General features: G+C 31.8%; 18 protein-coding genes. 13 read left to right on the top strand and 5 right to left on the bottom strand.

What is annotated here, in order from left to right; translation table 11 throughout:
- Nucleotides 1–377: 377 nt before the first annotated feature.
- Nucleotides 378–2,063 carry an asparagine synthase B gene (gene asnB, locus J8L88_RS19450; protein ID WP_027393724.1) on the bottom strand — a complete coding sequence of 562 codons (1,686 nt, stop codon included), beginning with the start codon at nucleotides 2,061–2,063 and terminating at the stop codon, nucleotides 378–380.
- 259 nt (nucleotides 2,064–2,322) lie between these two features.
- Here asnB and J8L88_RS19445 point away from each other — a divergent pair, with 259 nt between their 5' ends.
- Nucleotides 2,323–2,856 carry a DUF2911 domain-containing protein gene (locus J8L88_RS19445; RefSeq protein ID WP_118389514.1) on the top strand — a complete coding sequence of 178 codons (534 nt, stop codon included), beginning with the start codon at nucleotides 2,323–2,325 and terminating at the stop codon, nucleotides 2,854–2,856.
- A 1,431-nt stretch (nucleotides 2,857–4,287) separates the two neighbouring features.
- Here J8L88_RS19445 and J8L88_RS19440 read toward each other — a convergent pair.
- Together J8L88_RS19440 and J8L88_RS19435 are read right to left on the bottom strand one after the other, a co-directional pair.
- Entirely contained in the window at nucleotides 4,288–4,917 is a 630-nt protein-coding gene (locus tag J8L88_RS19440; RefSeq protein WP_118389512.1) for a 7-carboxy-7-deazaguanine synthase QueE, read from the bottom strand.
- A gap of 78 nt (nucleotides 4,918–4,995) precedes the next feature.
- Nucleotides 4,996–5,451 (bottom strand): RidA family protein, encoded by a 456-nt coding sequence (locus tag J8L88_RS19435; protein ID WP_211061613.1) that lies wholly within the window; start codon nucleotides 5,449–5,451, stop codon nucleotides 4,996–4,998.
- A gap of 154 nt (nucleotides 5,452–5,605) precedes the next feature.
- Between J8L88_RS19435 and J8L88_RS19430 the strand changes: the two genes are divergently transcribed.
- From J8L88_RS19430 to J8L88_RS19395, 8 genes are all read left to right on the top strand, one after another.
- Nucleotides 5,606–7,135: a helicase HerA-like domain-containing protein gene (locus J8L88_RS19430; RefSeq protein WP_027393720.1), complete on the top strand. Its 1,530-nt coding sequence runs from the start codon at nucleotides 5,606–5,608 to the stop codon at nucleotides 7,133–7,135.
- Nucleotides 7,136–7,188: 53 nt separating this feature from the next.
- Entirely contained in the window at nucleotides 7,189–7,755 is a 567-nt protein-coding gene (locus J8L88_RS19425) for a hypothetical protein (protein WP_027393719.1), read from the top strand.
- Nucleotides 7,756–7,774: 19 nt separating this feature from the next.
- Nucleotides 7,775–8,143 carry a cupin domain-containing protein gene (locus J8L88_RS19420; protein ID WP_027393718.1) on the top strand — a complete coding sequence of 123 codons (369 nt, stop codon included), beginning with the start codon at nucleotides 7,775–7,777 and terminating at the stop codon, nucleotides 8,141–8,143.
- Nucleotides 8,140–8,979 carry an alpha/beta hydrolase gene (locus J8L88_RS19415; RefSeq protein WP_211061612.1) on the top strand — a complete coding sequence of 280 codons (840 nt, stop codon included), beginning with the start codon at nucleotides 8,140–8,142 and terminating at the stop codon, nucleotides 8,977–8,979. The genes J8L88_RS19420 and J8L88_RS19415 overlap by 4 nt, the downstream gene beginning before the upstream one ends.
- 22 nt (nucleotides 8,980–9,001) lie before the next feature.
- Complete coding sequence (gene rluF / locus J8L88_RS19410) at nucleotides 9,002–9,871, top strand: 23S rRNA pseudouridine(2604) synthase RluF (protein WP_118389504.1); 870 nt, start codon at nucleotides 9,002–9,004, stop codon at nucleotides 9,869–9,871.
- A gap of 54 nt (nucleotides 9,872–9,925) precedes the next feature.
- Nucleotides 9,926–10,348, top strand: coding sequence for a VOC family protein (locus J8L88_RS19405; RefSeq protein WP_118389502.1), 423 nt, complete (start codon nucleotides 9,926–9,928; stop codon nucleotides 10,346–10,348).
- Between the two features lie 147 nt (nucleotides 10,349–10,495).
- Nucleotides 10,496–11,437, top strand: a complete 942-nt coding sequence (locus J8L88_RS19400) for a sterol desaturase family protein (RefSeq protein WP_027393715.1) — start codon at nucleotides 10,496–10,498, stop codon at nucleotides 11,435–11,437.
- A gap of 30 nt (nucleotides 11,438–11,467) precedes the next feature.
- Nucleotides 11,468–12,832: an aldehyde dehydrogenase gene (locus J8L88_RS19395; protein WP_211061611.1), complete on the top strand. Its 1,365-nt coding sequence runs from the start codon at nucleotides 11,468–11,470 to the stop codon at nucleotides 12,830–12,832.
- 8 nt (nucleotides 12,833–12,840) lie between these two features.
- Here J8L88_RS19395 and J8L88_RS19390 read toward each other — a convergent pair whose 3' ends face one another.
- Nucleotides 12,841–14,199, bottom strand: a complete 1,359-nt coding sequence (locus J8L88_RS19390) for an NAD(P)/FAD-dependent oxidoreductase (RefSeq protein WP_211061610.1) — start codon at nucleotides 14,197–14,199, stop codon at nucleotides 12,841–12,843.
- A 154-nt stretch (nucleotides 14,200–14,353) separates the two neighbouring features.
- The gene (locus J8L88_RS19385) at nucleotides 14,354–15,154 is read right to left on the bottom strand and encodes a bifunctional 2-polyprenyl-6-hydroxyphenol methylase/3-demethylubiquinol 3-O-methyltransferase UbiG (protein WP_211061609.1); all 801 of its coding nucleotides are present in this window, start codon (nucleotides 15,152–15,154) and stop codon (nucleotides 14,354–14,356) included.
- A gap of 191 nt (nucleotides 15,155–15,345) precedes the next feature.
- Here J8L88_RS19385 and J8L88_RS19380 point away from each other — a divergent pair, with 191 nt between their 5' ends.
- The 4 genes from J8L88_RS19380 to J8L88_RS19365 are packed head-to-tail and all read left to right on the top strand — an operon-like array spanning nucleotide 15,346 to nucleotide 19,549.
- Nucleotides 15,346–16,734, top strand: coding sequence for an ATP-binding protein (locus J8L88_RS19380; protein ID WP_211061608.1), 1,389 nt, complete (start codon nucleotides 15,346–15,348; stop codon nucleotides 16,732–16,734).
- An 8-nt stretch (nucleotides 16,735–16,742) separates the two neighbouring features.
- Nucleotides 16,743–17,579, top strand: a complete 837-nt coding sequence (locus J8L88_RS19375) for an aldo/keto reductase (RefSeq protein WP_211061607.1) — start codon at nucleotides 16,743–16,745, stop codon at nucleotides 17,577–17,579.
- A gap of 22 nt (nucleotides 17,580–17,601) precedes the next feature.
- Complete coding sequence (locus tag J8L88_RS19370; RefSeq protein ID WP_211061606.1) at nucleotides 17,602–19,266, top strand: response regulator; 1,665 nt, start codon at nucleotides 17,602–17,604, stop codon at nucleotides 19,264–19,266.
- A 1-nt stretch (nucleotide 19,267) separates the two neighbouring features.
- Nucleotides 19,268–19,549 (top strand): UBP-type zinc finger domain-containing protein, encoded by a 282-nt coding sequence (locus J8L88_RS19365; RefSeq protein ID WP_211061605.1) that lies wholly within the window; start codon nucleotides 19,268–19,270, stop codon nucleotides 19,547–19,549.
- The last annotated feature ends 393 nt before the right edge of the window (nucleotides 19,550–19,942 follow it).

Below are 19,942 nucleotides of genomic sequence, written 5' to 3'. Positions count from 1 at the left end.
TAAAATATGCTGCGAAAATTTCAAAGATGTTCACGACTTACACCCTATTAACAAAATTGATAATTTGATACTTGACAACTTAAAATGTTTTAGTACTCGATAACTAACACACACAATAAATTTCTCATAAATCTAATTATAAAAACACGGTATATTCCCCAAAAAATAGTTAAACTTATTATTTTAACAGCCCTAGATAATTAATTCTTTTTATAAGAAAATCACTAACTACAATGCAGTTATCTCTATCTTCAAAAAATATTTATTGATTACAAACATGTAAAAAACCCCAAGAAAATTCTTGGGGTTTTACATCTCAATTAACTCAACTTTCAGCGACTCAAGCTGAAATTTTTAAATTTCTTTTTATTCTATTACTATTGTGCAACTTCATCTAATAAATATGCATCGTCATGAACATTTGCTACTGCTCTTCCGCTAGGATCATTCATGTTTTTAAAAGCTTCATCCCATTCCAATGCTATTTTTGTACTACAGGCGACAGAAGGTTCTTGAGGAACACTCAATGCCGCAACATCACTTGGGAAATGTCCTTCGAAAATTGATCTATAGTAAAATTCTTCTTTATTCTGTGGTGTTTGTATTGGAAACCTAAAATGAGCATTAGCCATTTGTTCATCAGTTACCTCAGCATCTACTACTTCTTTTAAAGTATCTATCCAGCTATACCCAACACCATCAGAAAATTGTTCTTTTTGTCTCCAAGCAACGCTTTCCGGCAAATATGATTCAAAGGCTTTACGAATAACCCACTTCTCCATTCTTTCTCCGTTAATCATTTTATCCTGTGGATTAATACGCATAGCAACATCCATAAATTCTTTATCCAAAAATGGTACTCGTCCTTCAATTCCCCATGCCGCTAAAGATTTATTTGCCCTTAGACAATCATACATATGTAACTTATCCAACTTACGCACTGTCTCTTCGTGGAACTCTTTTGAGTTTGGTGCTTTGTGAAAATATAAGTATCCTCCAAATATCTCATCCGCACCTTCTCCAGATAAGACCATCTTTACTCCCATAGACTTAATAACTCTTGCCATTAAATACATAGGTGTAGACGCTCTGATAGTTGTAATATCATAAGTTTCCAAATTATATATCACATCCTTAATAGCATCCAGTCCTTCTTGAATTGTAAATTTTATTTCGTGATGTATTGTTCCTATATGATCTGCTACTTTTTGTGCAGCCTCCAAGTCTGGCGATCCTTCCAAACCAACTGAAAAAGAATGTAATTGAGGCCACCAAGCTTCTTTAGTATCACCTGACTCAATTCTTTTTTCTGAATATTTTTTAGCTATTGCTGAGGTAACCGAAGAATCCAATCCTCCAGAAAGTAATACTCCATAAGGCACATCTGACATTAATTGCCTATGAACTGCAGCTTCCAAAGCTTCTCTTAACTCATCGATACTAGTTTGGTTATCTTTTACAGCTTCAAAATCAGACCAATCTCTAACATACCATTTAGTTAATTCTCCTTTTTTACTATCTAGATAATGACCAGGTGGAAATAATTCTATTTTAGTACACACACCTTCTAGTGCTTTTAATTCTGAAGCAACATAAAAAGTACCATTCTGATCCCAACCCATATACAGAGGGATAATCCCCATGTGATCACGAGCTATTAAATATGAGTCTTGCTCAGCATCATAAAGTGCAAAAGCAAAAATACCATTTAGATCATCTAAAAACTGAGAGCCTTTTTCCTTATATAGAGCCAAAATAACTTCACAATCAGATTCTGTCTGAAAATTATAAAAACCATCAAACTTTTTACGAATTTCTCCGTGATTATAAATTTCGCCATTAGCAGCCAAAATCAACTTATTATCTTCACTAAACAAGGGCTGTTTACCAGACACAGGATCAACTATCGCAAGCCTTTCATGAGCCAATATAGCTTTATCATCTGCATAAATACCACTCCAATCCGGACCTCTATGTCTTATCTTTTTTGACATTTCTAATAACTGAGGTCTTAACACATCTGCTTTTTCTTTTAATTCAAAAGCGCAAACTATTCCACACATATTCTTCTTTTTCTATTAATTGAGAAGTCAAAGATGCGTTTTTAGCTACATTATTTAAACATAAAACTTGTTTTTAACTTCAAATTAAAACAAATAAACACTTATTAGTTAAAAAATAAAACTATTACAACGTAAAAAACCTATCAAAACTATCAAGTTGTTATTTAACTCTTTTAACAGAATTTAATGAGAGGATTAACATTTCCCATGTATGTTCCTACATATCTTTACGACAATTAAGAAAATAAAATCACGAATTATGAAAAAATCACTCTTCTTAGCTGTTGTTATGTTTTTAGGAACAATCAGCACCATTAATGCTCAAAAATTCGCAGGACTGCAGAAAAGTCCGACGGATATCTCTTATGCAAAAACAGATAGAAATGCAAAACCAGATATCAAAGTAATTTATAGTAGACCCCAGAAGAAAGGTAGAACTATGCTTGGAGACAAGGTGTCTTTCGGAAAAGTTTGGAGAACAGGAGCTGATGAAGCTACTGAGATAAAACTTTTTAAAGATATGAAATTAGGAGATGGAACAGTAAAAGCTGGCACATATTCTTTATTTACTATTCCTGGAGAAAAAGAATGGACTATCATTCTTAATTCCGATTTAGATGTATGGGGAGCATATTCTTACGATGAAGGTAAGGATGTCGCTAGAATTAAAGTACCTGCGGGAAAAGGTGATGAGTTAGAAGCTTTTTCTATTGCTTTCAAAAAAGTAGACAAAGGATACCATATGGTTATGGGGTGGGAAACTACTAGAGTAGAAGTTCCTTTCTATAATTAGAAATAATACACAAAAACATATTAAATAAAAAAGAGGTTGAAAAATTCAACCTCTTTTTTATTTTTAATAACCTTCTGACTAAAAAGGTTAAATTATTTCACTGAAATAATAACTATCTGTGGATAGCATTACTAGATGCCCCCGGTAATTCTTTAAGAAAGTCCATGACAATCCTAAAAGTTAATCTGAATTTAGTGTAAAATAGCCCCATAATATTTCCAATTTATTTAGTTACAAGATAACATCTAAAAGACTTTAAATCAACCTTTTTAACAAAAAATGTAAGAACTTTTAGATATAAAGTGAAATTTTACCGATTAAAAACATGTTTTTCAATTATACTAGTAAAATTTATTCCTACTTTTTGGTGTTACTATTAAATCTATATCAAATTATATTACCAATAGATTTATAGTTTTATAGAATGATTAGCATTCAATTTTAAATAACCTTGTTTCCCCAACTATATAATACTAACCGATTATCTATGTATAGCATTACTACTAGCAGATGGTAATTCTCTCAAAAAACTCTTCAATGAATTAAAATCTATTTTGAATATAGTGTAAAAGTATCTCATAATTATTTGATTTTTAATTTGTTATGCAAATATAAATCGCAAACTCAAATCAATAAAAAAAATTAACACCTAGAATTCAATATTTTAGACGTACAACTTATTTTACACGACATAACAACAAAAAACCATTTAAAACAACTATTTTAAAAGGAATTAACCTACAACCAAAAGAGTAAAACTAGGGGCTAATCCCCCTAATGTCGATTAGTTATTTTTATTTCTATCTCATCTTTACGTGGACAGGTTAATATTTTTAATTATTTACACCACCATAAACAACTTAAAAACAATTAAATAAATAACTATTAAGATTTTGAAGAGAAAACAAATGTAAACACACATATTGAACATTACATTTACATAAAATGTAGTTCATAAAACTTTTTATAAAAAACAAAAGATTACAAATTGTTGTAATCTTTTACTTATAAATTAATACGGGATGTTGAACTTAAAATTATCTACGCATTGCATAACGGGAAGCACTCGGAAGATCTCTCACAAAATCAATAAACATTCTAAAATCAAGCCCAAAAATAGAGTATAAGTTTTTCATAAAAATCTGTTTTTAAATTACTTACATAAAATTAAAAACATCTTTCTATAAAATCAAAAAAAAAGATAACTATCATTTAACAATTAGTTAAACACTTGTTTATATACGTTAAAAAACGTAAATCAAGGGAGGCTAAAAAATAAAAAAGAAAGTTTTATCTTACAAAATTACATTTCAATAGAAGGGAAAAATCCTACAAAACTACGGTCTAACCATAATCATTAACATACAAAAGAGCACAGACCATCGAAAAACGTCAAAAACCATAAAACACCTATGTTTTTATATGACCTAATTAAGGAATATTCAAGTACTTATGAGTTTGTAAAGACACCTTCCATTTAGGGTTTTTCATCACATATTCTACAATTAGAGGAATTACCTTGTCCCTAACACTCCATTCCGGCTGTAAATACAATACGCAATCATCCGAAACCTGAGAAGCTTGCTCTTCAGCAAAATCAAAATCACTGTTATTATAAACAATACATTTTAATTCATGAGCTTCACTATATATTTCTTTAGTAGGAAGTTTTACTTTTTTAGGAGAAAGACATATCCAATCCCAATTACCTGTAAGAGGATACGCTCCAGAAGTTTCTATATGGGTTTTAGCACCTTTACTCTTTAAGCCTTTCGTAAGTTCAGACATATCCCAAGTAAGAGGTTCTCCGCCCGTTACTACAATTACATTGCTATATTTTATAGCATTATCTACAATTACAGCAGTAGAAGTTGGTGGATGAAGAGCAGCGTTCCAGCTTTCTTTAACGTCGCACCAATGACATCCAACATCACATCCTCCAATTCTAACAAAATAAGCAGCAGTACCTTTATGATACCCTTCTCCTTGTATGGTATAAAATTCTTCCATAAGAGGAAGCATCTTTCCCTCATTCACCAATGTCTCTGTACTTTCTTGCATAAGGATGCAAAGGTAGATAATGAATTAGTAATCCTAAAGTAAGTTTAGGAATTCTTTCATCCGTATTAAGTATTTCTTTTACTTAGTTCTAGCTGCAACACATTCTATCTCAATCTTTGCTCCCACCGCTAATCCTTTGGCAGCAAACGTAGTTCTTGCTGGTTTATTAGGGAAATACGTTTTATAAACCTTATTAAATGCTGTAAAATCGTTAATATCAGAGAGAATAACTGTACACTTTACTACATCATTCATATTCATATTATGATGTTCTAATACCGCTTTTATATTTTCTAAGGTTTGTTTAGTTTCAGCTTCTATACCGCCGTCTACCAATTTACGTGTTGTATGATTCATCCCTACTTGTCCAGAAAGGAAATACAAATTACCTGCTTGAACAGCATCAGAAAATGGAGCATTCACTTTTTTAGGCTCATGTGTGTCATGAAATATAATTTCTGTGTTAGAATTATTTTTTTGATTACAACTATAAAAAATTGAAATTAAAATCGTGAATAAATATATCTTCTTCATTATGTTGAATTATGTGTTTCATCAATAAAAATAAACTATAATTTTCTACACTGACTCTTATTGATTTAAAAATTATAAATTTACCTAAAACAAAATCACAATCATTTCGATAGAATAGACAAGATTGCTATTTTTATCAAAATTTACATTAACTATGAGTAGTAATCAAGAATTCCTTGACCATATAAATAAAGGATATACTACCAAAGGCGATTTCATCACCTTAGGAGCTGCAATGCATAATGGCGAAACTGTGACAGATGCACACGTTAAAATTCCTCTAAAGACATTAAATAGACATGGGTTAATTGCTGGAGCAACAGGAACTGGTAAAACAAAAACATTACAAGTCTTAGCAGAAAACTTGAGCGAACAAGGAATACCTGTGCTTCTTATGGATATCAAAGGTGATCTTAGTGGTTTAGCAGCTGCAAGTCCAGGTCATGCTAAAATTGATGAAAGACATGAAAAAATTGGAATTCCGTTTGAAGCAAAGAATTTTCCAGTAGAAATTCTTTCTTTATCAGAACAAGATGGAGTACGCCTTAAAGCAACTGTAAGCGAATTCGGGCCAGTACTATTTTCAAGAATTTTAGATGTAACAGAAACACAAGCAGGTATCATTTCAATAATTTTTAAATATTGTGATGACAACAAATTGCCATTATTAGATTTAAAAGATTTAAAAAAGGTTTTACAATTTGCGACTCGAGAAGGAAAAGAAGAGCTAGAAAAAGATTATGGAAGAATATCTACTGCATCTACTGGCTCCATATTACGTAAAATTGTTGCTTTAGAACAACAAGGAGCTGATATCTTTTTTGGAGAAAGATCATTTGATGTACAAGATTTATGTAGAGTAGATGACGATGGAAGAGGTTTTATAAATATCTTACGATTAACTGACATACAGGATAGACCAAAATTATTTTCTACATTTATGTTAAGTCTTCTAGCTGAAGTATACAGTACCTTTCCTGAGCAAGGAGATAGCGGAAGACCAGAGTTGATTATTTTTCTTGATGAAGCTCATTTAATATTTAAGCAAGCTTCTAATGCATTAATGGATCAGATCGAAAGTATTGTAAAATTAATAAGATCAAAAGGAGTTGGACTATATTTTGTTACCCAAAACCCTACGGATGTACCAGATGGAGTATTGGGGCAACTGGGGCTAAAAGTGCAGCATGCCCTAAGAGCATTTACCGCTAAAGATCGTAAAGCAATTAAACTTACTGCCGAGAATTATCCTATATCAGAATATTATGACACAAAAGAAGTACTAACAGCTTTAGGAATTGGAGAAGCATTGGTATCAGCTCTTGACGAGAAAGGTCGCCCTACTCCTCTTGCTGCGACGATGTTAAGAGCTCCTATGAGTAGAATGGATATACTATCCAAAAGTGAATTAGATGATTTATTAAAAAAGTCCACGCTTTCTGACAAATACAATGAAGATATAGATCGAGAAAGTGCATATGAAATTCTTAATGAAAAAATAGAAAAAGCTGAAGCAGAAGAAGCTAAAGCAGCAGCAAAAAAAGAAAGAGAGAAACTAAATAAAAGTTCTTCTCGTTCTAAAAGTAGAAAATCTAGTACTACGGAAAAAGCTGTGATTAAAGTTTTAACCAGTGCTACTTTTATAAGAGGAGCATTAGGTGTACTAAATAAATTATTGCGCTAAACTAAACACAAAATCAATCATTGTTTAACCTTGGGAATAATTAACAACCTATTATGATTAAAAAAATCAGCAGTATTTTACTTGTTTGTATAAGTTTACTGAGTTGTCAAAATGACAAAAAACAAGATCCATTCGAAATCTCTTATAACAGAATTGGTCATTTAACTAACACAATCAAAGTGAGTCAATTAGACTCAATCTATGCAAATGATTCTATAGTAAAAATGTCCAAAAATGACAATATTATGGATGTTGCAAACACTATTGAAATTTATGAAAAAGGAGGAGCTAAATTATTATTATTGGAACCTAGAGAAGAAAACAATCCTGAATCCTCTATTGAAAGTATACAAGTAATTGATCCAAGATATAAGACTATATCGGGACTATCGGCAAATGGTGTTTTCAAAGATATCAAGGATAACTATTCTATCACTAAGATTACTAATACACTTAGTGCAGCGGTTATATTTGTAGATAGTATCCAAGCATCGATAACTATTGATAAGAAAGAATTATCGAGTGAGTTAAAATTTAATACTGACAAAAAAATTGAAGCTTCTCAAATTCCTGATTCGGCTACAATTAAACACTTTATTATTAATTGGGAGAATAATTAAAATCTGTTATTAGATATTTATGAGTAAAAAATATCAAATTCAAAAATCACCTTTTGTGGTACCAACTACAGATGGAAAATTAATTGAAGAACATTTTGGCAAAGCCACAGATGGGAATTCTCAGGTTAGTATAGCGCATATGGTAGCTCCTCCAGGTTGGAGCGAACCATTTCAAACACCGGAATTTGATGAATACACTTATATTATTCGAGGAAAGAAAAGATTTATTATTGATGATGAAGAAATCACCTTAGAATCTGGACAATCTATTAAGATTAAAAAAAACACCAGAGTACAATATTCTAACCCATTTGAATCAGCATGTGAGTATATAGCGATTTGTCTTCCTGCTTTTTCTATAGATTCGGTACATCGAGAAGAATTATGAAAGAAACATTAAAAAAGTACATCCCAATTTTTATTGGCAAACGACTTTTATTGCTCTTCTTTTTTAATAAAAAAAAGGCTTTGCGCAAAGCCTATATCTTATTTAGCACACCGCTTAAAGGAAAGATACTTGCAGATCAAGAATATTTTCTAGAGGAAGCCGAAGATGAAATCATTTCAGTAAAAGATAGGTTTTTACAAACCTATAGATGGCCCAATATGGGAGAAACTGTTTTGATGGTACACGGATGGGATAGTAATAGTCATAGATGGAAAACACTTATCGAAAAACTACATCAACAAAATTATAATGTTATAGCATTTGACGCTCCAGCTCATGGTAACTCTTCTGGTAAAACACTCAGTGTTCCGTTCTATGCAGAATGCCTTCAAAAAATGATAGAATTATACCGACCTAATTACGTTATTGGACATTCTGTTGGCGGTATGACAACTGTGTTTCATCAATTTAAATATCCAAACCTTGAAATAGAAAAACTAATTGTTCTTGCACCTCCTACAGAATTATCTGTAATTATGGAAGGCTATCAAAAAACGCTCAAATTATCTGATAAGTTTATGAAAGCCTTAAGTCATTATTTCAAGGAAAAATTTGGTTTTCATTTCGAAGAATTTTCCATAGCTGAATTTGCAAAGAACTTAACTCACCCAGGCTTACTCATACATGACAAATACGATGAAATTGCCCCGTATACGGGAACTGAAAAAATCAGTAAAAACTGGACTAAAGCAAAATTCATTACTACAGAAAACTTTGGGCATTCCTTATTCTTTGATGAAGTGGATGATATGATCATTCATTTTTTGAAAGATTAAATTTTATGAGCACCTTTGCACCGTGGAAAATTCTAAGCTTACAAGACTCAATAAATTCCTTAGTGAAGTTGGTTACTGTTCTCGTCGTGAAGCAGATAAACTAATTGATCAAGGTCGCGTAACCCTAAATAATAAAATTCCAGAAATGGGCACCAAAGTGGCTCCTGGAGACGAAGTAAGGGTCGATGGTGAATTGATAAATAAGCCTAAAGAAAAACACGTATACCTTGCTTTTCATAAACCTGTTGGAATTGTTTGTACAACTGCACAAAACGAAAAAGACAATATTATTGATTATATCAACTATCCAAAACGTATTTTTCCAATCGGCCGACTAGACAAGCCCAGTGAAGGATTAATTCTATTAACCAGTGATGGTGATATCGTAAATAAAATTCTAAGAGCAAGAAACAACCACGAAAAAGAATACATCGTTACGGTAAATAAATTAATTAGCCCACAATTCATTAAAAGAATGGGTAATGGAATTCCTATTCTAGATACTATTACTCGTAAATGTGAGGTAGAACAGATAAATAAATATGATTTTAGAATAGTTCTTACACAAGGCTTAAATAGACAGATACGAAGAATGTGTGAGTATCTTGGATATGAAGTAACAAAACTAAAGCGAATTCGTATTATGAACATTAGTTTAGATACTCCAATAGGCCAATGGCGCTACTTAACAGAAAAAGAACTACAAATTATTAATAAAGATGTAGGAGATTCTAGTAAAACTGAAGAAGCATCTGTAGTCGAAGAAAACAAACCAGTAAGAAGACAAAACAACAATAAACATTTCTCTTCCAAAAATAAAGGTGGGGCAAGTAAAGAAAAACGAAATAGTGCTGCCTCTAAAAAAAGAAAAAGAAGTGATAGAAAACGTTAAAGCATCTATTTTCAAACTCTTAAAATAATCCCTTTCAATCAACGTAAATAACTTATGGAATCATTATCTCCCTTTCATCTTGCAATCCCAGTAGATAATTTAGAAGTTGCGCGCGATTTTTACAACAAAACACTTAATTTAAAAGAAGGGCGAAGCAGTGAACACTGGGTAGATTTTAATTTTTTTGGGCATCAACTGGTTATTCATTACAAACCAAAATCAGAATTAAATAATCATCACAATACCGTAGATGGTAAAGAAGTTCCTGTGCCGCATTTCGGAATAATTTTAGAATGGGATACTTGGCAAAGTTTTGCACAAATGTTATCTGATAAAAAAATAGATTTTGTTATTGAGCCCTATATTAGGTTTCAGGGAGAAGTAGGAGAACAAGCAACCATGTTTTTTTATGATCCTTGCGGAAATGCACTAGAATTCAAGTCTTTTAAAGACCCATCTCAGATTTTCGCGAAATAACATACACCGAATTTCAAAAGAACCGCGTCTTCATTTCAATAAACAATCGTTAAAAACATACTTTTTTTACTTAAAAAAGTAAAATGTTAAACTTTTACTGCAAATTCTTATTATATTCTGCCCCAATTAGAATACAACAAAAAGAAAATGGATTTTATACAGCCCTTAAAATATGGTGTACCTTTATTTCTAGTACTTATTGTAGTAGAATTAACGTATAGCAAAAATCACGACGAACATAAAAACCTTTATAATTGGAAAGATTTATCTGCCAGTTTCACAATGGGACTTGGATCAGCATTTTTAGGTCCTTTTCTTAAAACGGTTTTTTCGGTTGTTTTGTTTACGTATATGTACAATGTATTTAATCCCGAAGTTGATGGTGTACGAACCAATATCATGGGTTGGGAATCTTTTAGCTATGCTTGGTATGTATGGCTATTATGTCAATTAGCTGATGATTTTACATATTACTGGTTTCACAGACAAAATCATATGATAAGAGCTTTATGGGCTGCTCACATAGTTCACCACTCGTCAGATAACTTTAATCTTGGAACAGCAGTTCGTAATGGATGGTTTACTCTTTTATACAAACCACTATTTTACATGTGGATGCCGATTGTAGGATTTCCTCCAGAAATGGTAATTGTTTGTTTGGGAATAGAAGCTTTATGGCAATTCCAACTACACTCCGTTTTCATTCCTAAAATGGGTTTTATAGAAAAAATATTTAACACCCATACAATGCATCAAGTGCATCATGCCAAAAATGTAGAGTATATGGATAAAAACCATGGAGGATTTTTAAATATTTTTGACAAGATATTTGGAACTTGGAAAGAACTTGATGACGAAATTGAAGTACAATATGGAGTTACTCACGCGCCTAATTCTTACAATCCTTGGGTTATTTTAACGCATGAGTATAAAGACATTTGGAACGACACCAAAAAATCTAAAAATTGGTATCATAAGTTCATGTATATTTTTGGTCCTCCTGGATGGAGTCACGATGGAAGTACATTAACCGTAAAACAAATGCAGAAAGAGCTAGAGTTAAAGAAACGTATGAGCACAGGATCATAATTCTTTTATAACCTTGTTATATTTGTCATTATGAACTATCAGGAAATCATAAATACTCAAAAAACTTTTTTTGACACCAATACTACTAAAGATATATCTTTTAGAGTAAAGGAATTAAAACATCTAAAAAGTGTTTTACAAAAAAATGAAGATCTCTTATACAATGCTATTTATAACGATTTTAAAAAATCAAAATACGAAACTTACACCACAGAACTAGCGATCATTTATCACGAAATTGATCTTGCAATAGTTAATATAAAAAAATGGTCTAAAAGAAAAAAAGTAGGCACTGGATTAGCAAATCTTCCTGGTAAAAGTTACGTCATACCTGAACCTTTAGGAACTGTTTTAGTAATGGGTGCATGGAATTATCCTTTTCAATTATCCTTAGTTCCTGCTATAGCGGCTATCGCTGCGGGATGTACAGTTATTCTTAAGCCTAGTGAAATTCCATCACATTCTTCGTCGATAATGGCTAAAATTATCAATCAAAATTTTAATGAATCATTCTTTAGAGTTATAGAAGGAGGTGTACAAGAAACTACTGAATTATTAAAATTTAAATTTGATAAAATATTTTTTACTGGAAGCATACCGGTGGGCAAAATAGTTTATCAAGCTGCTGCAAAACATTTAACGCCAGTTACCTTAGAACTTGGAGGAAAAAGTCCCGCTATTATCACCAAAGACGTCAATATAGATATGACAGCAAAACGTTTAGTATGGGCTAAATTTCTGAACACTGGTCAAACCTGTATTGCTCCTGATTATATAATGGTAGAATCTACGATACACGATAAGCTTTTATCTGCTATAAAAAAACATATTGAAAAAGCAGATTATAAAGTAGAAAACCAAAATTACACTCAGATAATAAATCAAAAAAACTTCGAGAGATTACAAGCTCTTATCGAAAATGATAAAATATACCTAGGAGGTCAATGCGATGCAGAAAATAGAATTATAGCACCAACCATCCTTACTGAAGTTTCTTTTGCAGATAAAGTAATGCAAGAAGAAATTTTTGGTCCTATACTGCCGGTTTTATCTTTTGACTCTATAGAAAAAGCTATCTCGGATATAAAAACATTATCAAAACCCTTATCCTGCTATATTTTTACAAAAAATAAATCAGTCAAAAACAAAATTCTTAACGAAATTTCTTTTGGTGGAGGAGCGATAAATGATGCTGTTATGCATTTTATGGAACAAAACCTACCTTTTGGTGGTGTTGGTGATAGCGGTATTGGTAATTATCACGGTAAAGCAGGGTTTGTAGCATTTTCTCATTACAAAAGTATTTTACAAAAATCCTTTTTGATTGAGTTAAATCTAAAATATTCTCCCTATACTAGCTCGAAGTTAAAATGGTTGAAAAGACTTATCGGATAACACGACCTTTATTTAATTATCTCATACATATTTAGACCAGCAATTATTCGCTTTTCCACCTCATCACTATCCCAAGTGTTTTCAATATCTTCTATTTGCATGATTTCATCCATAATAGCAGCTTGTTGATCTCCTATTTTCAGTGCTTCTGCATAAGGTCTATGTGTAAAGGTTACTCTCGTATATAGAGGAATCCATTTATCAGGATGTTTTTCAGAAAAATGCTTTTCTATCTTCTTTCTCAAAAGAAAGTTAGCGTCTGCAGTTTTACTACTCATTTCCATAAAATTACGATATGAGAGTTCTGCAATTGCATCAGTACTTGGTTTTCTTGTTTCTTGATATTTCTCAAAAATTTCTTGCCAATCACCACTTCTATCTAATTCAATAATATCATCTAGCACGGAAATATCTTCGAAACCAGCATTTATTCCTTGACCGTAAAACGGCACAATTGCATGAGCAGAATCTCCTACCAACGCTACTTTATCCCAATAGCTCCAAGGATAACATTTCATGGTAACTAATGCACTGGTCGGATTATTCTTAAAATCCTTAAGTAAAGTAGGCATTAAGTCTATAGTATCTGGGAAATTTCGTTTCCAAAATCCTTCTACATCATTCTCATTAGTCAAACTTTCAAAAGAATTTTCACCTTCGTGAGGCATAAATAATGTACAAGTAAAACTTCCATCTAAATTTGGTAATGCAATCAACATAAACTTACCTCTTGGCCAAATATGAAGTGAATTCTTATCTAATTTATGAGTACCATCTTCATTAGCAGGAATACCCAGTTCCTTATATCCAGCATCAAGAAAATCCTGAGAATAATCAAATCTACTTCTCCTTTGCATTTTATGACGCACTCTAGAAAAAGCTCCATCACAACCAAAAATCATATCATACTGATACTCCTTCCACTCACCTTTTTCAGTTTCTCCTGTATATATCTTTGCCTTTGGCAAATTGACATCCCAGACTTTTTCATTAAACCTAAATACAACTCCGGATTCTTCGGCTAGACTAATCATTTTTCGATTCAATACTCCTCTAGAAATAGAATATATAGCTTCTCCTTCTTTTCCATAATATTGATGATATTCTGGTTGACCATTAACGTGCATCGCTCTTTTGTCCATCGGAATAGCTAGCTTCCTAATCTCTTCTCCAATCCCAACTTTATCTAATGCTTTCCAACCTCGAACAGACATCGCAAGATTGATGGAACGACCGCTAAATTCTACTTTTCGAATATCTGGTCTTCTATCGAATACTGTAACCTGATGATTACGTTTCTTTAAATAAATTGCTAACAGTGAACCTGCTAAGCCACTTCCTACGATAGCGATATTTTTTGCTTGCATACTTTTTTAGTAATTCTAGTTTGCCAAAGTATGAAAAGGAACTACATCATTAAGATCCGAGTCCTAATGTCCTTGACAAACTAGCTCCATAAATCCTGAAGCTTATGCAAACATTAAAACCTTCAACAAATGTAAAAAAATTATCAAAGAATTGTTACTTAAAAGCTTTAATCGCAAATAGTAATGGAAATAATTTATCCGAACTCTCAAACATGCCATTTTTATTCTTTATCAAATCCGGAAAAACATTATAAGGAGATTCATCATATTCTCTCAAATATTCTATTGTTAATCCTGCTTCAGATAAGGATGAAATTACTTCGCCCAGCCCATGATTCCAACCATACTCTTTACTTATCATCTTAGAATTATTATCCGCATACGTACCTTCATACTCTTCATAGATAGCTTCTTTTTGATGATATCCATATTTTATTCTTGGTGTTTCTTCTAGATAGTCAAACATCCAAACTATAGGGTGAAACTCTACCATATAAAAAATACCTCCTAATTTTAGACGTTCTGCTATCATTCTGCCCCAAGGTTTTAAATCCGGTAACCATCCTATAACACCATAACTTGTATAAACAATATCAAACTGTTTCTTTATATAATTAGAAGTATCTAGGACATTACAGCAAACAAAATCAGCATCTAATTTTAATTCACTATTTAATTGTTTTGCTAATTCTATACCTTTTTCTGAAAGATCAACTCCAGTGCACTTAGCTCCTTTCCTACTCCAACTTAATGTATCCTGACCAAAATGACATTGTAAATGCAATAATGATTTTTCGGAAACATCTCCTAAAGCTTCTAATTCATATTTCTTTAAAGAACTCTCTCCTTTTTTAAAAGATTCTAAATCATAAAAATCACTAGATGCATGAACTTCAACTTTTTTATCCCAAGTACTTTTATTTATTTCAAAATACTTTTGCAAATCATTAGACATACCCTTACTATTTAATAATTCCTAAATATAATAAATCTCATTACTACCATTTCTATACCTAAACTCTTCTTTTAAAGAAAATTCAAAGAGACACTTATCTATTAAATGTGATATAAACTTTATAAAAACCTTAAGAGTTGTTCCATCAAAAGGTATTGGAAAGAGGTATTTTATTACCTAAATTTAAACTAATGAAACTTAGTCTAGAAAATCTTCAACAAGTTCAAGAGTTTACCCAAGTTCCAGATAATCAATTACAGTGGTTAATCGATAAATCTTATGTCCAATTTTTAGATAAGGGCTCTTTCTTATTTCAGAGAGGAGATCCAATAGATAAATTATTTATTGTATTAGAGGGGAAAATTGAAATCAAAGTTCAACAAAACGGGAACTATAAACATGTAGCACTATTAAACATAAATCAAATTGGTGGTTTGCTTCCTTTTTCTAGAGCAAGTTCTGCTCTTGGTTTTGGAGAAGTGATTGAAAAAAGTCAGGTCTTAATACTTGAGAAATCGTTTTTTAAAGAAATGATCTCTAATCATTATGAGCTTACAGAATCCTTAGTGCATAAAATGACATCAAGAGTTAGAGAATTCACCAAAGACAATGTCCAAGCAGAAAAAATGATGTCTTTAGGCAAGCTATCCGCAGGATTGGCACACGAGCTTAATAACCCGGCATCTGCAATGGAAAGAAGTGCTAAAGCGCTTAAGGAACATCTTGGTAATGTTCCTGAGAAATTTAAGAGAGTAGTTTCAATCAGAATGGAAGAACAAGAAATTGATAGCATTAACAAAGTGCTTTTTGATAAGTTGCAAAATCGTCCAGAAAATAATATGAAACTAATAGAGCGCAATGAAAAGGAGGATGAATTAGAAGAATGGCTAGAAGATCACGGAGTAGATAACGCATATGAATTGACGGAGACTTTATTAGATTTTTGCATGGATGTAGAAGCTATGGAGGGTATTTATAAAACTACAGGTCAAAAAAACTTTTCTAATGCGATTGAATGGATAGAAAATGTATTAACCACAGAAAAAATGGTCGACGAAATTGGTGAAGCTTCTAATAGAATTTCTAGTTTGGTGCATTCTATTAAAAGCTATACACATATGGATCGTGCACCTGAAAAAATAGCTACAAATATTCATATAGGAATTAAAAGTACGCTGGTTATGCTTAATCATAAGCTTAAAAAGAAAAATATATCCTTAGAAAAAGATTTTAACGATGATCTTCCTAAAATCAAAATTTTTGTGAGTGAGATAAATCAAGTATGGACCAATTTAATTGATAATGCTATTGATGCAATGGATCACTCTGGAATATTAAAAATTAAGACGTATAAAGAACAAGATTTCTTAAAAACTGAAATTATTGATAACGGAAAAGGAATTACCGAAGAAAATCTCACAAACATCTTTGACCCATTTTTTACCACAAAAGCTATTGGAGAAGGAACAGGTATGGGATTAGAAGTGGTACAAAGAATTATTAATCAACACCAAGGTGATATTACAGTAAAATCTAAAAAAGGAGAAACAATCTTTACTGTTTGCTTACCTATTACCTAATTACACTTATGAAAAAAATAACAGATATAAAAGGAACATTCAGATTACATAATGGAATTGAAATGCCTTACTTTGGTCTCGGTGTATATTTATCCGACAATGATAAAGAAGTAATTGACGCAGTACAATGGGCATTAGAAGAAGGGTATCGCCATATAGATACAGCAAGTATTTATAAAAATGAAGAAGGAGTTGGAACAGCAATACTTAATAGCAGTGTTCCTAGAGATGAAATTTTTGTAGTAAGTAAGGTATGGAATGCTGATCAAGGCTATGAATCTACTCTTAAAGCATTTGAAAAAAGTTTACAACGACTGCAATTAAACTATTTGGATTTATATCTCATTCACTGGCCTGTAAAAGGAAAATATATCGAAACTTGGGAAGCATTAGAAAAATTATATAAAGACGGAGTCATAAAAGCTATTGGAGTAAGTAATTTTTTAGAACACCATCTAGAAAATCTCATGGAAACATCCGAAATTAAACCAATGGTTAATCAAATGGAGTTTCATCCTCATCTTGTTCAACAAGATTTGATTGATTTTTGCAACAAACATCACATACAATACGAAGCCTGGTCGCCAATGATGCAAGGAAAAATTTTTGAATTATCTATATTGGACAATCTTTCTAAAAAATATAATAAGACAGCCGCACAGATTGTTTTGAGATGGAATTTACAAAAGGGAGTAATTACTATCCCTAAATCCTCTAAAAAACACCGAATTATTGACAACGCTAATCTTTTTGATTTTGAACTTTCTAAAGAAGATATCAATTATATTGATTCTTTAGATAAACATCAACGATTAGGACCGGACCCTGATAATTTCAATTTTTAGTCTGCTTTAACTTATAGAAACGATGAAAAAGCCTATCATATTTGCACTCGATGACGATCCACAAGTATTACGTGCAGTAACTAGAGATTTAAAATCTGAATATCGCAAAGAATATCGTATTATGAGCACTGAATCTGCCAACGATGCTCTAGAAGCTTTGGCAGATTTAAAGAAAAAAAATGAAGTTATCGCATTATTTCTAGTAGATCAAAGAATGCCAGAAATGCTGGGAGTAGAATTCTTACAACAAGCAAAAAAACTATTTCCTAATGCTAAAAAAGTACTCTTAACTGCATATTCAGATACGGAAGCAGCTATTAAAGCTATTAACGACGTACAATTAGATTATTATCTGACAAAACCTTGGAGTCCACCAGAAGAAAAATTGTTTCCTACTTTAAATGATTTGTTAGATACTTGGTTAGTTAACTTTCAACCAGAATTTGATGGAATAAAAGTGATTGGTTATCAATACTCTCCAAAATCTCATGATATAAAAGATTTTTTATCGGGAAACTTATTTCCATTTCAATGGTTGGACGCAGAAACTAGTGATAAGGCAAAGGAAATTATTGACCTTTATGAGCTTACCGCAAAAGATCTACCAGTAATTTCATTACAAGATGGAAGTTGCTATAAGAATCCAGATATTATTGAACTTGCTACTGCACTTGGTTTAAACGCACATCCTAAAGACAATTTATATGATGTAACAATTATTGGTGCTGGCCCATCTGGGTTAGCCGCTGCAGTTTATGGAGGTTCAGAAGGTTTAAAAACATTATTAATTGAAAAACATGCACCTGGTGGTCAAGCAGGAACTAGCTCTAGAATCGAAAATTACTTAGGGTTTCCTAATGGATTAAGTGGTCAAGAACTAACTCATAGGGCTATTACGCAAGCCAAACGATTTGGGATAGAATTTTTATCTCCTCAAGAAGTTACCTCTATAACTGAAAAAGATGGGTACAAAAGTATATCACTAGCTAATGGAGAATGTATTAGCACCAAGAGTGTAGTTATCACTACAGGTGTCAATTATAGAAAACTAGAGGCAGATGGGATAGAGAATTATACTGGAGCAGGTATTTATTATGGTTCATCTATGACAGAAGCTCAGGCTTGTTCTAATAAAGAAGTATATATTGTAGGAGGTGGTAATTCTGCCGGTCAGTCTGCTGTTTACCTCTCTAAATTTGCTAAAAACGTTTACATTACGGTTCGAAAAAAAGATCTTACAAGTAGCATGTCCAGTTATCTTATTGATCAAATTGATGCTATTGATAATATCACATTGCTAGGCCATACAAATGTCACAAAAGCAATGGGAGAAAATGACAGACTTACTTCTTTAGAAATAAGTAATAGTATTAATGGGGAATCCAAAATTGTCGATGCAGATGCTTTGTTTATTTTTATAGGTGCTAAACCTTACACAGACTGGATTAAATTAGATATTATTAAAAACGAAAGAGGTTTTATTGAAACTGGTCGTGACCTAAGTCGATATGATGACTTTAAAAAGGTTTGGAAAAAAGATCGAGAACCTTTCTTATTAGAAACTTGTAGTCCTGGTATTTTTGCCTCGGGTGATGTCCGAGCTGGCGCTATGAATAGAGTAGCATCTGCTGTAGGAGAAGGTGCTATGGCAATAAAATTTGTTCACGAATATTTAGCTGAGATGTAATATGGGATTTAATACAAAAATTTGCGACCATTTAAAAAGTTTTGACCTACAAAATATCAAAAAAGATGATACTTATGAATGCGCTATTTGTGTACAGAATGGGGATAACTGGGTACACCTAAGAACCTGTCAGGAATGTGGTATTACTTTATGTTGTGATTCCTCTCCTAATAAACATGCTAGTGAACATTTTAAAAAACATGAACACCCAGTAATAATTTCTGCCGAGCCTAATGAAAATTGGGCTTGGTGTTATGAACACAAATCTTTTATTCAATTCTAAAATTTATAAACCAATTCAGGTATATTTATTTCATTGACATTGCAAAAATACATTCAAAATAATTAGATTTTCTATAACATATTTTATCCTAGGTAATTACTAAATTTGTATAAAATTACAATCAGTTTCTAAATTATTGTTTTTTTTTATTATCAATCTAATTTATAGATAGTTGCTTTTTTTAAAAACACTGATTTGTAATTTTACAAAATCAATTACGACTAATTCGATATATATTTAAAAGTTCTTTTATTTCTTTTTAATTTATTCAATATAACAAATGGTAATATTGACAATAATTAAGGAAAAAATTACCTTTTAATCTATATGTTTTTGCCCCAACTTTGTAGTATATTAAATACGGAATTTATTTCGTGTAAAAAACATTTCATT

It is taken from the genome of Aquimarina sp. MMG015, from assembly GCF_018100855.1.
Lineage (GTDB): Bacteria > Bacteroidota > Bacteroidia > Flavobacteriales > Flavobacteriaceae > Aquimarina > Aquimarina latercula.
Note: the sequence above shows the minus strand (reverse complement) of the source record. Positions and strands in the feature narration are given on the sequence as shown.